General features: G+C 69.4%; 14 protein-coding genes and 1 other RNA gene. 7 read left to right on the forward strand and 8 right to left on the reverse strand.

Going from position 1 to position 12,949, the window contains the following annotated elements:
• The first annotated feature begins 3 nt into the window (after nucleotides 1–3).
• Complete coding sequence (locus D1604_RS05750; protein WP_119412586.1) at nucleotides 4–522, forward strand: hypothetical protein; 519 nt, start codon at nucleotides 4–6, stop codon at nucleotides 520–522.
• Between the two features lie 12 nt (nucleotides 523–534).
• Here D1604_RS05750 and arfB read toward each other — a convergent pair whose 3' ends face one another.
• From arfB to D1604_RS05780, 6 genes are all read right to left on the reverse strand, one after another.
• Complete coding sequence (arfB, locus tag D1604_RS05755) at nucleotides 535–936, reverse strand: alternative ribosome rescue aminoacyl-tRNA hydrolase ArfB (protein WP_119412587.1); 402 nt, start codon at nucleotides 934–936, stop codon at nucleotides 535–537.
• Nucleotides 933–1,391: a YaiI/YqxD family protein gene (locus D1604_RS05760; RefSeq protein WP_119412588.1), complete on the reverse strand. Its 459-nt coding sequence runs from the start codon at nucleotides 1,389–1,391 to the stop codon at nucleotides 933–935. Before D1604_RS05760 ends, arfB begins: the two co-directional genes overlap by 4 nt.
• A 155-nt stretch (nucleotides 1,392–1,546) precedes the next feature.
• Nucleotides 1,547–3,487, reverse strand: coding sequence for a threonine--tRNA ligase (thrS, locus tag D1604_RS05765; protein ID WP_119412589.1), 1,941 nt, complete (start codon nucleotides 3,485–3,487; stop codon nucleotides 1,547–1,549).
• Nucleotides 3,484–3,732, reverse strand: coding sequence for a membrane protein insertion efficiency factor YidD (yidD, locus tag D1604_RS05770; RefSeq protein WP_024355105.1), 249 nt, complete (start codon nucleotides 3,730–3,732; stop codon nucleotides 3,484–3,486). The genes thrS and yidD overlap by 4 nt, the downstream gene beginning before the upstream one ends.
• 80 nt (nucleotides 3,733–3,812) lie before the next feature.
• The gene (locus tag D1604_RS05775; protein WP_119412760.1) at nucleotides 3,813–4,283 is read right to left on the reverse strand and encodes an iron-sulfur cluster assembly scaffold protein; all 471 of its coding nucleotides are present in this window, start codon (nucleotides 4,281–4,283) and stop codon (nucleotides 3,813–3,815) included.
• Nucleotides 4,284–4,487: 204 nt separating this feature from the next.
• On the reverse strand, nucleotides 4,488–5,300 hold the full coding sequence (locus D1604_RS05780) for a tetratricopeptide repeat protein (protein WP_119412590.1): 813 nt from the start codon (nucleotides 5,298–5,300) through the stop codon (nucleotides 4,488–4,490).
• Between the two features lie 89 nt (nucleotides 5,301–5,389).
• Here D1604_RS05780 and D1604_RS05785 point away from each other — a divergent pair, with 89 nt between their 5' ends.
• Together D1604_RS05785 and D1604_RS05790 are read left to right on the forward strand one after the other, a co-directional pair.
• Nucleotides 5,390–6,784, forward strand: a complete 1,395-nt coding sequence (locus tag D1604_RS05785; RefSeq protein WP_119412591.1) for a leucyl aminopeptidase family protein — start codon at nucleotides 5,390–5,392, stop codon at nucleotides 6,782–6,784.
• An 80-nt stretch (nucleotides 6,785–6,864) separates the two neighbouring features.
• Nucleotides 6,865–7,665 carry a C40 family peptidase gene (locus D1604_RS05790; protein WP_119412592.1) on the forward strand — a complete coding sequence of 267 codons (801 nt, stop codon included), beginning with the start codon at nucleotides 6,865–6,867 and terminating at the stop codon, nucleotides 7,663–7,665.
• A 76-nt stretch (nucleotides 7,666–7,741) separates the two neighbouring features.
• On the opposite strand, the gene D1604_RS05795 is transcribed toward D1604_RS05790, so the two are convergent.
• Nucleotides 7,742–8,458: a c-type cytochrome gene (locus D1604_RS05795; protein WP_233551915.1), complete on the reverse strand. Its 717-nt coding sequence runs from the start codon at nucleotides 8,456–8,458 to the stop codon at nucleotides 7,742–7,744.
• A 133-nt stretch (nucleotides 8,459–8,591) separates the two neighbouring features.
• On the opposite strand from D1604_RS05795, the gene D1604_RS05800 reads away from it, so the two are divergent.
• Entirely contained in the window at nucleotides 8,592–9,314 is a 723-nt protein-coding gene (locus D1604_RS05800) for a 3-deoxy-manno-octulosonate cytidylyltransferase (RefSeq protein ID WP_119412761.1), read from the forward strand.
• A 35-nt stretch (nucleotides 9,315–9,349) separates the two neighbouring features.
• Here D1604_RS05800 and nudC read toward each other — a convergent pair whose 3' ends face one another.
• Complete coding sequence (nudC, locus tag D1604_RS05805) at nucleotides 9,350–10,267, reverse strand: NAD(+) diphosphatase (protein ID WP_119412594.1); 918 nt, start codon at nucleotides 10,265–10,267, stop codon at nucleotides 9,350–9,352.
• Between the two features lie 71 nt (nucleotides 10,268–10,338).
• Here nudC and ffs point away from each other — a divergent pair.
• The 3 genes from ffs (at nucleotide 10,339) to D1604_RS05820 (ending at nucleotide 12,949) form a co-directional block, all read left to right on the forward strand.
• Nucleotides 10,339–10,432: signal recognition particle sRNA small type (ffs, locus tag D1604_RS05810), an RNA gene on the forward strand.
• A 204-nt stretch (nucleotides 10,433–10,636) separates the two neighbouring features.
• Nucleotides 10,637–11,026, forward strand: coding sequence for a DUF3597 domain-containing protein (locus tag D1604_RS05815; protein ID WP_024355097.1), 390 nt, complete (start codon nucleotides 10,637–10,639; stop codon nucleotides 11,024–11,026).
• 57 nt (nucleotides 11,027–11,083) lie between these two features.
• Nucleotides 11,084–12,949: a DNA polymerase III subunit gamma/tau gene (locus tag D1604_RS05820; protein ID WP_119412595.1), complete on the forward strand. Its 1,866-nt coding sequence runs from the start codon at nucleotides 11,084–11,086 to the stop codon at nucleotides 12,947–12,949.

Consider the following 12,949-nt stretch of genomic DNA (forward strand, 5'->3'; position numbering starts at 1 on the left):
CGCATGAAGACCTTTTCTCTGACCGCCGCCCTGATGGGCGCGACCCTGCTGGCCGCCCCCGCCCTGGCGCAACAGGCGCCCGCCCGGCCCGCAACCGGCCCCACGACAGGCCCCACGACAGGCTCGGGCGCGGCGGCGGCCACCCTGCCTGAAGCCTTCGAGGGCGATGCTGCTTCGGCTCGCCCGCAAGCCGCGCCGCCCGCGCCTGCGACCACGGCGACCGCGCCTGATATCGCCCGTTCAGAAGAGGCCCTGCGCGCCGTCATCGCCGCCATGCAGGCCGGTCAGATCGACTATACGGTGTTCACCCCCGATCTGGCCGAGCAGATCCGCGCCCAGTCCGGCGCGGTGGCGCCCCTGATCCAGCAGTTCGGCCCGCTGAAGTCGATTTCGCACCTGGATCAACAGAACGGTGCCGACGTCTTCCGCGTCGTGTTCGACAAACAGGCCACGGATTGGATTATCGGCTTCAACGAGGACGATCTGATCGCCGCCCTGCTGTTCCGTCCGGCGCAGGACTGACGGGCGGCGCCTTCAATCCAGCGACGGCTTGCCGCGTCCGCTCTTGATCGACGATCGGCTGGATTTGGCCTGCAACCGACGCTCCTTGGACGCCCGCGTCGGGCGGGTCGGCACGCGATAGACCGGCTTGATCGAGGCTTCGGCCACCATGGCCTCCAGTCGTTCGATGGCGTCGGCGCGGTTGCGTTCCTGGGTACGGAAGCGCACGGCGCTGATGACGATCATCCCGTCCAGCGTCAGGCGGCTGCCCGCCAGCTTCATCAGCCGCGCCTTCACCGGCTCGGTCAGGCTGGGCGAGTTCTTGACGTCGAACCGCATCTGCACGGCGGTCGAGACCTTGTTGACGTTCTGGCCGCCCGGCCCCCCGGCGCGGAAGAAGCGGAACTCTAGCTCATCTTCGGGAATGCGGCTCATGACGCCTCTCTGCGCGCCCGCACCACGGCCGCGTCCAGCGCCTGCAGAAAGCGCGAGCGGTCGGCGGCGGAAAAGGGCGGCGGTCCGCTGGTCGGCACGCCCATGGAGCGCAGGTGCTCGCCGATCATCCGCCCGGCCAGGGCTGATCCGATGGAGTCCGCCGTGAACGGCTGGCCGTTGGACTTCAGCGCCTGCGCGCCCGATTTCAGCACCCGATCGGCCAGCGGAATGTCGGCGGTGATGACGATGTCGCCGCGTTGGGCGCGGTCGGCGATCCAGTCGTCGGCTGCGTCCGGCCCGGCGTCGACGACCACCTGTTCGATCAGCGGCTCGCGCGGGGTGTTGATCCAGGCGTTGGACACCACGAAGACCTTCAGGCCGCAGCGGCGCGCCACGCGATAGACCTCCTCCTTCACGGGGCAGGCGTCGGCGTCGATGTAGAGGGTGGTGGGCATGACAGGCTTATGGCGCCTTTTCCTCCCCATTTCATGGGGAGGGGGACCACGAAGTGGTGGAGGGGCGAGCACGACCGGCAGCAGCCCCTCCGTCACGTCGCCTTGCGGCGCCGCGCCTCCTCCCCACAAAGTGGGGAGGAGAAGCGCGTTCAGTCTTACGCCACGCCGTCGCGGAGGCGCTTCAGGTCGGGCGCCAGGGCCTCGTCCGTCAGCATGGCGATGGCTTCCTCGACCGTGACGATGGTCTGGGCCTGCGAGCCGAAGCGGCGGATGGCGACCTTGCCTTCCTCGGCCTCCTTGCGGCCGACCACGGCGATGGCGGGCACCTTGGCGACCGAGTGTTCGCGGATCTTGTAGTTGATCTTCTCGTTGCGCAGGTCGATCTCGGTGCGCAGACCCGCCGCCCGGAACTTGGCCAGAACCTCTGCGGCATAGCCGTCGGCGTCGGAGGTGATGGTCGCCACCACGGCCTGGGTCGGCGCCAGCCACAGCGGGAAGGCCCCGGCGTAGTTCTCGATCATGATGCCGATGAAGCGCTCGAACGAGCCCAGGATCGCGCGGTGCAGCATGACCGGGCGGTGCTTCTGACCGTCCTCGGCGATGTAGGTCGCATCCAGACGCTCGGGTAGCACATAGTCCAGCTGGATCGTGCCGCAGGTCCATTCGCGGCCGATGGCGTCCTTGACGATGAAGTCCAGCTTGGGCGCGTAGAAGGCGCCGTCGCCCTCGGTGACGACCGGCTCGGTTCCGGCGGCGCGGGCGGCTTCCAGCATCTGGGCCTCGGCCTTGTCCCAGAATTCCTCGGTGCCGGCGCGCAGCTCGGGGCGGGTGCCAAGGCTGATGTATTTGGTCTCCATGCCCAGGTCGGCGTGGACCGAATAGGCCAGCTTGATGAACTCGGCCGTCTCCTCGACGATCTGGTCCTCGCGGCAGAAGATGTGGGCGTCGTCCTGGGTGAAGCCGCGCACCCGCATCAGGCCGTGCAGCGAGCCGGACGGCTCATAGCGGTGGCAGGCGCCGAACTCGGCCATGCGCAGCGGCAGTTCGCGATAGGATCGCTGGCCCTGATCGAAGATCTGCACGTGACCGGGGCAGTTCATCGGCTTGAGGCTGAGCGTCTCGCCCTCGACCGTCTCGCAGACGAACATATTGGCGCGGTACTTGTCCCAGTGGCCCGAGGCTTCCCAGAATTTTCGGTCCAGAACCTGCGGCGTCTTGACCTCGACGTATCCGGCGGCGTCCAGACGGCGGCGCATATAGGCTTCCAGCACGCGCCACAGCACCCAGCCCTTGGGGTGCCAGAAGACCATGCCCCGGCCCTCTTCCTGCATGTGGAAGAGCTCCATGGCGCGGCCCAGCTTGCGGTGGTCGCGCTTCTCGGCCTCTTCGATGCGCAGCAGATAGGCGTCCAGATCCTCCTTGGTCGCCCAGGCCGTGCCGTAGATGCGCTGCAGCTGGGCGCGGCTGGAATCGCCGCGCCAATAGGCGCCTGCCAGCTTGGTCAGCTTGAAGGCCTTGCCCACGAACTTGGTCGTCGGGAAGTGCGGCCCGCGGCACAGGTCGGCCCATTCGCCCTGCTTGTAGACGGTGATCGTTTCCGTCTCGGGCAGGTCGCGGATCAGTTCGGCCTTATAGGTTTCGCCGAGCGTCTCGAAGTGGGCGATGGCCTCGTCGCGGTTCCAGACCTGACGCTCCAGCGGGGCGCCCCGGTCGATGATCTCGGCCATCTTCTTCTCGATCTTCGGGAAGTCGTCGGTCGAGAAAGGCTCGTCGCGGGCGAAGTCGTAGTAGAAGCCGTCCTCGATGGCCGGGCCGATCGTCACCTGAGTGCCGGGGAAGAGTTCCTGCACCGCCTGGGCCAGCACGTGGGCGGCGTCGTGACGGATGGTCTCCAGCGCCTCGGGATCGTCGCGCATCAGCAGGCGGAAGTCGCCGTTCCCGTCGATGACGCGGTCCAGGTCGCGCTGCTCGCCGTTCCAGACGACCAGGGCCGCCTTCTTGGCCAGCGAGGGCGAGATGGCGGCGGCCACGTCGCGGCCCGTCGAGCCGGCCGGATACTGACGCACGGCGCCGTCGGGGAATTTCAGTTCGATCATGACGGTCGTTCTTTTTCGGTCTTGGCGGGCGGAACGGGATCATAGCCCGAACCGCCGAAGGGATGGCATTTACAGAGGCGCCGCACGGTGAGCCATCCCCCCCGCACCGGACCGTGCCGGATCAGGGCGTCGCGTCCGTAATCCGAACAGGTCGGCATGAACCGGCACTGCTGGCCGATCAGGGGGGACAGCGTCAGCTTATAGCCCCGATGGGCCGCGCGGACGCTGCGTTCGTAGAGAGACATCGGTCCCTTCGCCGGGGGCTCTGTTTCGGGTTCGTCGCGCTTATCCCTCTTCACAGCAGGGGGATCAACCGACGCGCCGTTCAGGCCGCGCCGGCGAGACGAGTTCGCGTATCGGTGTGGTGTTTCGCCAACGCCTGTTTCACGGCGTCCAGCGTCGCCTCCAGCGCCACCATGGTCGAGGCGTGGCGGGCGGGATAGTCGGCGACCTGCTTCAGGACGCGTAAGGCTTCGAAGCGGCTCTCGGGGCCGTCGCCGCCCGACTTCAGCATGGCGGACATGGCGTCGCGCGCGGCCTCTATCTCCTGCACCGAGGCGCCGAGGATGGCTTCCCCGACCACGCCCGCCGCCGCCTGGCCCAGGGCGCAGGCCTTGACCGTCTGGGCGAAGTCGCTGACGCGGCCGTCGGCGTCCAGCACCACGTCAATGATCGCCTTCGACCCGCACAGCTTGGCGACCCGCTCGGCCGAGCCTTCGGGTGCAGGCAGGCGCCCGCTGTGCGGCAGGTTGGCCGCCAGCGACAGGATGCGCGCGCTGTAGAGGTCGTCGATCACGGTATGAAGATAGGCGTTCACGGGCGGAAGGTGAAGAGACGCAAGGCCTCTCCCTCCCCTTCATGGGGAGGGGGGTCGCGCAGCGACCGGGTGGGGAGGGCTGGGTCATGGACGCGGCGCGTAAATAGCTTCGCCGCCCCCACCCGACTTCGCCCTTACGGGCTCAGCCACCCTCCCCATGAAGGGGAGGGAGAAAGTCGCGCCTTATCCGCCCTGCAGAGAGGACCATGTGCGCGCCGTCGGCGACGCCTCAGTGAGGGCGGGGGAGGGCGTCTGTCCTGGCTGCATCCGCGCGGCCAGCCAGCGCAGGTTCTGGTCGGCGGCCTCGGGCGGCAGGTCGCGGCGCAGGATGGCTTCGGCCTCGGCGGTCTTGCCCTGCAGGCCCAGCGCCAGGGCCAGGTTCTGGCGCACCTGCAGTCCGGCGCTCGGCTGGCTCGCGGCGCGGCGTAGCAGGATTTCGGCTGAGGGCGCATCCCCCTCGCCGATGCGGGCGATGGCGGCGTTGGTCAGGACGTCGGCGTTGTCGGGCGACAGGCGCAGGGCCTCGTTCCACGCGGCGCGGGCGTCGTCGGGGCGGCGTACCTGCTGATAGGCTACGCCCAGAAGCGACAGGGGCCGCCAGTCGCGCGGCGCCGCCGCCTTCGCCTGCTCCAGCGCGGCGATGCCGTAGAAGGCCTGACCGCGCGCGATGTGGGCGCGCCCGACCTCCAGCATGGCTTCGACATTGGCGGGCTGGACGACCAGCACTCCCTGGGCCGTCTCGGCGGCGCGGTCGAACTGGCCCAGTTCGCGCAGGGCCTGCGACAGCTTGACCCCGGCGACGGGGTCCATCGGGTTGAGCTGCTGCTCATTGGTCCAGAAGACCGAACGGCTGAGGGCGTCGGCCCGGTCATAGCCCGCGCGCGTCACGGCGTCGGCAGGGGCGCGCACGGCGGGCGCAGTCTGGCTCAGGGCCGGGGCGGCGAGGGCCAGAAGCGTCAGGCTGACAGTTGCGGCGAGGGCGGCGTTGCGCGACATGGAAGGGGTCCGTGGCGGTTCAGCCCCTAGGGTCGCGCCGACGGGTCAAGGTTTGGTTAATCGACGTTAAGCGTCGGAAAGGTCGCCCTATGTCCCCTCAGTCCGAACTGCTGATCGCCGCCGCCGAGACCGCGCGCCCGGTTCGCATCGTCGCAGCGGGCGCGGCGCTGGACGGACGCATCGCCGTCTGGGCCGAGGTCAACGGCTTCACCGGCAAGGCGGGCCAACTGCTGATCGTCCCCGACGCCGACGGCGCGCCGGAGCTGGCCCTGTTCGGCGCGGGCGAGGCCTTCGACCCCATGACGGCGCGCGGCCTGCCGACGCGCCTGCCTGCGGGCGACTGGCGGCTGGAGGGCGTCGAGGGCGAGGTGGCGCATTCGGCGGCCCTGGCCTTTGCGCTCGGCGGCTATCTGTTCGACCGCTACAAGGCCAAGATCAGGGGAGGCCCCGAGCGCGGCCGCGCCCGTCTGGTCGCGCCGGACGGCCTCGACCTGACGGCGACGCTGAACATCGCCGCCGCCTGCGCCCTGACCCGCGAGATGGTCGACACCCCCGCCGCCGACATGGGGCCGCTGCAGCTCGAAACCATCGCGCGCGAGATCGCCGAGGGCGCGGGGGCGAGCCTGACCGTCACCACCGGCGACGTCCTGCTGGAAGACAACTATCCGGCCGTTCACGCCGTCGGCCGCGCCGCCGCCCCGCATCGCGCCCCGCGTGTGCTGGAGATCGGCTGGAATCTGGACCGGGCGGACTTGCCGCTGGTGGCCCTGGTCGGCAAGGGGGTGGTGTTCGACACCGGCGGTCTGGACCTGAAGCCCGCCGCCGGGATGCGCAATATGAAGAAGGACATGGGCGGCGCCGCCCACGCCCTGGCTCTGGGGCGCCTGATCATGCAGGCCGGTCTGCCCGTGCGGCTGGTGGTGCTGGTCGCGGCGGTCGAGAACGCGGTGTCGGCCGACGCCTTCCGGCCGGGCGACATCCTGAACAGCCGCAAGGGCCTGACTATCGAGATCGGCAACACCGACGCCGAGGGGCGCCTGATTCTGGCCGACGTCCTGACGCGGGCGGGCGAGCATGAGCCGGACCTGACGCTGGACTTCGCCACCCTGACCGGGGCGGCGCGCATCGCCCTGGGGCCCGAACTGCCGCCGCTCTACACCGACGACGACGCCCTGGCCGAGGGCGTGCTCAGCGCCGGTCGCGCCGTGGGCGACCCCCTGTGGCGGATGCCGCTGTGGGCCAGCTATCGCGCCTCTCTGGACAGCGAGATCGCCGATGTGCGCAATGATTCCGCCGCCTGGGCCCAGGCCGGGTCGGTGACGGCGGCCCTGTTCCTGCAGAAGTTCGCCCCCACGACCGGCAGCTGGGCGCACATGGACGTCTTCGCCTGGAATCCGCGCGCCCGTCCCGGCTGGCCCGAGGGCGGGGAAGCGCAGGCCATCCGCGCCTGCTTCCGCTACCTCAGCGACAAATTCGTCAAATAGCCAAGGCTGTTAACGCCCCCTTTGGGATCGGCGCCTAGGGTCGGCGGTTCGATTTCTCCGAGCCGCCCAGAGACCGCCGCTTGACCGATGTTCTGGCCCTTCTGCCGCCTGGCGCGCCCCTGATCCTGCGGGATGGGGACCGTGTGGTGCTGGCCGAACAGGCGCTGGAAGGGCTGATGCGGGCTGAGGCCTATCGCCGGACCGACCCCTTTCATTGCCGCCTGCCGCTCGCCGATATCGTCGCCGACGACGGCCAGCGCATCGACCAGCTGCTGTTTGGCGAGGCCTTTGACGTGTTGGAGCGTCGCGAGGATCGCGCCTGGGGCCGGGCGCGGCGCGACGGCGTGGTCGGTTGGATCTCGCTGGACGCTTTGGCGCCTGGCGCGCCTCTGGCGAGCCGCCGCGTGGCCTCGGTTGGCGCAAAACTGCCGCTCAACGCCCTGATCGGCGAAGACGCGCACGGGCTGGCCGAGACTGATCTCGAATCTGTCGGCGCCTTCGAGCGCGATCTGGTCGCCGTGGCCGAGCGTCTGCTGGGGCGACCTCACTCTTTGGGCGCCCGTTCGTCGATCGAAACGGACTGTTCCGGTCTGGTGCAGCAGGCGCTTCTGGCCTGCGGCCTGCCCGGTCCGCGTCGTGCGGCCGATCAGGCCGAGCTGGGTCGCGCCGTGTCTCGAAACGACGCCCAGCGCGGCGATCTGGTGATCTGGCTGTCCTCGGCCGAGGGCGACTGGACCGGTCATTCCGCCCTGATGATCGACGCCGAACGCATCATCCACTCTACGGGCGCGCGCGGCGGGGTGGTGATCGAGGCCTTGGCCGAGGTCGAGGCGCGCTTGGCCGCTGACGGCTTGGCCTCCGCGATCTTCCGCCGGGTCTGAGCCTCAACCTGATCCCCGAAACGAAGAAAGGCGGCCCCGAAGGCCGCCTTTCCGTCGTCTGTCCTGTCCGTCAGCCTCAGGCTTGCGGCGCCGGGTTCGTCGCCTGGGTCGCAGGCGCGTCGGCGGCCGGGGCGTCAGCCGGAGCCGAACCGGCTTCGGTCGCGGCGTCGCCTTCAGCAGCCGGGGCCTCGCCCTCGGCCGGGGCGGCGGCGCCCGGTTGGCGTGCGGGGTCCGGCGCCGGGATGGCGTAGCCGCCCGAGCCCTGCGTGCGCAGCCAGGCGATCAGGTTGATGCGGGTGTTCTCATCACGGATGCCGGCGAACGACATCTTGGTGCCCGGCACATAGCGGCCCGGCGCGTTGATGAAGTGATCCAGCTCATCGTAATTCCAGGTCGGAGCTTCGGCCTTGTGCTTGGACATGGCGTCCGAATAGGCGAAGCCCGCGCGGTGCATGGCGGGGCCGCCGACCACGGCGAACAGGTTCGGGCCGATGCCGTCGGCGCCGCCCGAGTTCACGGTGTGACAGGCCTGGCAGCGCGCGAAGGCAGCCTCGCCGGCGGCCAGGTCGGCGGTCGGCAGGACCGTGCCCCAGTCGATCGGCAGAACTTCTTCAGCCGCGCCTGCAGCCGATTCATCCGGCGCGTCGACGAAATAGCCCATCTTTTCGGGCTGCTTGGTGTGGTAGACCATGCCCGAAACCTGCTGGACCACCAGGATCGCAAAGGCGGTGCCCAGGCACGCGCCCATAATCTTGTTCCACTTCAGATCGCCGCTCATTCCGCGTCGTCGCATCCCGTCTCTAGATGAGCCCCCCGACCGCAGAGCGGCGCTCAGGCATATTCTTGCGTGGGCGTCTCTTACACGCTAGCGCGACCTTCGCAACCGGCCCGGACGTTTCCGGGCGTTTTCAAGGCGCTTGGCGACCATGAAACCCCTGATAATGATACCCGCTCGCATGGCTGCGACCCGTTTGCCCGGCAAGCCCCTGGCCGACATCGGCGGCAAACCCATGATCGTGCGCGCCTGGGAGCAGGCCAGCCTGTCCGGTTTCCGCGTCGCCGTGGCGGCGGGCGACCCTGAAATCGTCGCGGCGGTTCAGGCGGCGGGCGGGGAGGCGGTGCTGACCGATCCCGACCTGCCCAGCGGTTCGGACCGCATTCTGGCGGCGGCCCAGGCGGTCGATCCTGACGGCGTGCATGAGGTGGTCATCAACATTCAGGGCGACATGCCCTTCGCCTCGCCGGGGCTGGCTCAGGCCTGCGCCGAGCTGCTGGCGCGCGAATCAGCCTGCGACATCGCCACCCTGGTCGCGGCCGAGGCGGATGTGTCGGACCGCACCAATCCCGATGTGGTCAAGGCGGTGCTGGCCCTGCCGGAGAACGGGACCAGCGGCCGCGCCCTCTACTTCACCCGTTCGACACTCTACGGCGAGGGTTCCGTCTGGCGCCACGTCGGCATCTACGGCTATCGCCGCCAGGCCCTGACCCGCTTCTGCGCCGCCCCGCCGTCGCCGCTGGAGAAGCGCGAGAAGCTCGAGCAGCTGCGCGCCCTGGAGATGGGCCTGCAGATCTGGGCCTCAGTGATCGACGAGGCGCCGCTGTCGGTGGACAATCCAGCCGACCTGGAGGCGGCCCGAGCGCTGGCGTGACCCTGCTGCTCTTTTCCCACATGGGGAGAAGGGCTTTATTCCGCCGCCCAGCTTTCCAGCAGCCGTCGCGCGATGGCGTAGGGCGGCGGGGCGTGGATGATCGGGTGCGTCTCGTCCAGAACGGCGCGCGCTTCGCTGCGGGTCAGCCAGGCGACGGCCTCAAGCTCGGTCTGGTCGGGGGCGGCTTCATCGGTCGTGACCTCGGCGATCAGGCCGATCATCAGCTGGGCCGGGAAGGGCCAGGGCTGGCTGGAGTGGTAGCGCACGTCGCAGACCGTCAGCCCGGCCTCCTCCATCACCTCGCGGGCGCAGGCCTCCTCGATCGCTTCCCCCGGCTCCATGAAGCCCGCCAGAGCCGACATCCGACCGGCGGGCCAGGCCGCCTGACGGCCCAGCAGGCAAACAGGTTCGGCGCCGCCCTTATAGACCGGCAGCATGATGACGACCGGGTCGACGCGCGGGAAATGCTCGGTCCCGCAAGCCGGGCAGACGCGCTTCCAGCCGCCGGACGCCTGATCCGACGCCTTGCCGCAGGCGGCGCAGAAGCCGTGACGACGGCGCCAGTCGAACAGGCTCTTGGCTGTGGCGGCGATGGCGGCGTCGGCTTCGGGCAGGACGACCGCCGCCTCGCGCATTTCGACAAAGCGGCCCAGGCCTCCGGCGGGACCGCTGGTCGGGTCGATCGAGCCCTCGAACTCTGCGGCGAAGACCGGCGCCCCCTTCCACAGGCCCAGAAAGACGTCGCGGTCGCGCGCCAGATCGCGCGCATGGCCCAGCGACAGCCAGACCAGCCGCTCGGCGCCCTCATGGGTTTCGATCAGCGGCCGCCCCTCCCACAGGATCATGGCCAGGGCTTCGGGATTGGCTTCCTGCTCGGCCAGCCAGGCGGCGTCGTTGCGAAGGTCGCCGGAGCGGTCGAGCGGATTGCCGGAAAAGGCGTTGCGATAGGGCATGCCGCTTCATAGCCCCGACGGCGCGTACAGGGGAGGGCTTGATTCCCGCGCCGTCCGCCTTCATATCCCCTCTCGGAGATCGCGGGCGAAGGCTTCGCCAACCTGGTCAGGGCCGGAAGGCAGCAGCCACAACGAATTCCCCTTCGGGTCGCGGTCTCCACCTTTCCTGATTTTTAGCGCGCTATCGTCGATCACGCGGTGATCGACTGCTTGAGCGCGTTTGTGCGTTTTTTGTGCGCTATCGCTCGGCTCGCGGAGCCTTGCTGTTTGAGCGCGCTATCGTCTGCATCTACCCCGTCGTCCAAGCTTCACGGAACCGGCGCGCGCCTCATTCGCTGAAAGGGCTTCATCCCTTTTAGGAGCAGGCGAATGAGCATTCTCGGCAAGATTCTCGGCGGCGTCTTCAAGAAGAAGGAGGCGACGCCCGCGGCCCCCGCCCCCGAAGCGTCGGCCCCGACTCCGGCGCCGTCCCCCACCGCAGCCGCCGTCGCGCCCCAGCCCGCGCCCGAGGTCGATGTCGCCGGCATCCTGGATTTCATGAACGAGCAGCGCGCGCAGAAGCTGAACTGGCGCACCTCCATCGTCGACCTGATGAAGCTGGTCGGCATGGAGTCCTCGCTGGCTGAGCGCAAGGAGCTGGCCGACGAACTGGGCTACACTGGGGACAAGTCAGATAGCGCCAGCATGAACATCTGGCTGCACAAGCAGGTGATCCAGAAGATCCGCGACAACGGCGGCCAACTGCCCACCGATCTCTGAGTCTCTCTCTGGCGCGAGGGGGTGCGCGATAGCCCCCCTTCGCGCTAAGACAGAACCATGAGCGACGCCGATCACAGTCTCGATGGTCCTCCGTGGGAGGAAGACGCGCCCGAAGTCGAGGAGCGCGACCCCAACACCGACGACATGTTCGGCGCCCCGCCGCCTGTCGCCGCGCCTGAACCCGCGCCTGAACCGAAGGCGGAGCCCGCGCCTGCGCCCGCTTCCAAGGCGTTCGAGGCGCCGCCCGCGCAGGGCGAGGCCTACACCGTCCTGGCCCGCAAATACCGCCCGCGCGCGTTTGAAGACCTGATCGGTCAGGAGGCGATGGTCCGCACCCTGACCAACGCCTTCGCCACCGGGCGGATCGCCCACGCCTTCATGCTGACCGGGGTGCGGGGCGTCGGCAAGACGACGACCGCCCGCCTGCTGGCCCGCGCGCTCAACAACGAAACCGAGACGATCGACAAGCCGTCCCTGGCCCTGACCGCTCACGGGCGGCACGACGCCGCCATCATGGCGGGCCAGCACATGGACGTGATGGAGATGGACGCCGCCTCGCACACCGGCGTCAATGACATCCGCGACATCCTCGAAAGCGTCCGCTACGCCCCGGTCGAGGCCCGCTACAAGGTCTATGTGCTGGACGAGGTCCACATGCTGTCGACGCAGGCGTTCAACGCCCTGCTGAAGACGCTGGAAGAGCCGCCGCCCCACGCCAAATTCATCTTCGCCACCACCGAGATCCGCAAGGTGCCGGTGACCATACTCAGCCGCTGCCAGCGTTTCGATCTGCGCCGGGTCGAGCCTGAGGTTCTGGTCGGGCATCTGGGCCGCGTCGCCGAGCGCGAGGGCATGAAGATCGAGCAGGAAGCCCTGGCCCTCATCTCCCGCGCGGCCGAAGGGTCGGTGCGCGACGGCCTCAGCCTGCTCGATCAGGCGCTGGTTCAGGCTGAACGCGGTACGGTGGTCGAGACGACCACGGTGCGCGATATGCTGGGTCTGGCCGACCGCACCCAGACCATCGCCCTGTTCGAACAGACGATGGCGGGCAAGACGGCCGAGGCGCTGACGACCTTCCGCACCCTGTATGGCTACGGCGCCGATCCGGTGCAGGTGGCCAACGACCTGCTGGAGCATTGCCACGCGGCCTCGGTCGCCAAGATGCTGGGGCCGAACGCCACCCGCCTGCCCGGCGATCAGGCGCAGAAGCTGGCGGCCCTGGGCGCGGCGATCTCGGCCGGGACGCTGTCGCGGACGTGGCAGATGCTGCTGAAGGCGCTGGACGAGGTGCGGCGCGCGCCCAATCCTGCCGATGCGGTGGAGATGGCCATCGTGCGGCTGGCCTACGCCGCCGACCTGCCCGGCCCGGAAGAGGCGCTGAAGGCGATCCAGTCGGGCGGCGTCCCTGGCGGCGGCGCTGGCGGTCCTCGCGGCGGCGGTTCTGGCGGTGGAGGCGGCGGCGCCTCGGCCATGCTGGCGGCGCGGCCGATGGTGGCGCCCGCCCTGCCGGATCCGCAGAGCTTCGAGGCCGTGGTCGCCCTGATCGGCGAGAAGCGCGAGATCACCCTGCAGATGGACGTGGAGCGCTACGTCCGCGTCGTCAGCTTCCGCCCTGGCGCCATCACCTATGAACCGGCCGAGGGCTCGCCCCACGATCTGGCGCGGCGTCTGGCGGGTCGGCTGAAGGAATGGACCGGCCGCACCTGGCTGATCGCCGCCAACGGCCAGGGCGGCGGCGAGACCCTGATCGAGGTCGAGAAAAAGGCCCGCATCGCCCGCCGCGCGGCGGTCGAGGCGGACCCCTTCGTCGTGTCGATCATGCAGGCCTTCCCCGGCGCCGAGATCAAGGAGATCGTCACCCTGGCCCCGGCCGTCGAGATGCCCGCCATCCCCGAGGACGGCGAGGCGGGCGACGACGACTGA

This window comes from Brevundimonas sp. LPMIX5 (assembly GCF_003576505.1).
Taxonomy (GTDB): domain Bacteria; phylum Pseudomonadota; class Alphaproteobacteria; order Caulobacterales; family Caulobacteraceae; genus Brevundimonas; species Brevundimonas naejangsanensis.

Bases quoted from the DNA above. Each gene is read 5' to 3' on its own strand.
- D1604_RS05780 (WP_119412590.1), bottom strand. From the start codon at position 5,300: ATGTCGCGCAACGCCGCCCTCGCCGCAACTGTCAGCCTGACGCTTCTG.
- D1604_RS05795 (WP_233551915.1), bottom strand. From the start codon at position 8,458: ATGCGACGACGCGGAATGAGCGGCGATCTGAAGTGGAACAAGATTATG.
- yidD (WP_024355105.1), bottom strand. From the start codon at position 3,732: ATGTCTCTCTACGAACGCAGCGTCCGCGCGGCCCATCGGGGCTATAAG.
- D1604_RS05815 (WP_024355097.1), top strand. From the start codon at position 10,637: ATGAGCATTCTCGGCAAGATTCTCGGCGGCGTCTTCAAGAAGAAGGAG.
- arfB (WP_119412587.1), bottom strand. From the start codon at position 936: ATGAGCCGCATTCCCGAAGATGAGCTAGAGTTCCGCTTCTTCCGCGCC.
- D1604_RS05750 (WP_119412586.1), top strand. From the start codon at position 4: ATGAAGACCTTTTCTCTGACCGCCGCCCTGATGGGCGCGACCCTGCTG.
- D1604_RS05820 (WP_119412595.1), top strand. From the start codon at position 11,084: ATGAGCGACGCCGATCACAGTCTCGATGGTCCTCCGTGGGAGGAAGAC.
- D1604_RS05785 (WP_119412591.1), top strand. From the start codon at position 5,390: ATGTCCCCTCAGTCCGAACTGCTGATCGCCGCCGCCGAGACCGCGCGC.
- D1604_RS05800 (WP_119412761.1), top strand. From the start codon at position 8,592: ATGAAACCCCTGATAATGATACCCGCTCGCATGGCTGCGACCCGTTTG.
- thrS (WP_119412589.1), bottom strand. From the start codon at position 3,487: ATGATCGAACTGAAATTCCCCGACGGCGCCGTGCGTCAGTATCCGGCC.
- nudC (WP_119412594.1), bottom strand. From the start codon at position 10,267: ATGCCCTATCGCAACGCCTTTTCCGGCAATCCGCTCGACCGCTCCGGC.
- D1604_RS05760 (WP_119412588.1), bottom strand. From the start codon at position 1,391: ATGCCCACCACCCTCTACATCGACGCCGACGCCTGCCCCGTGAAGGAG.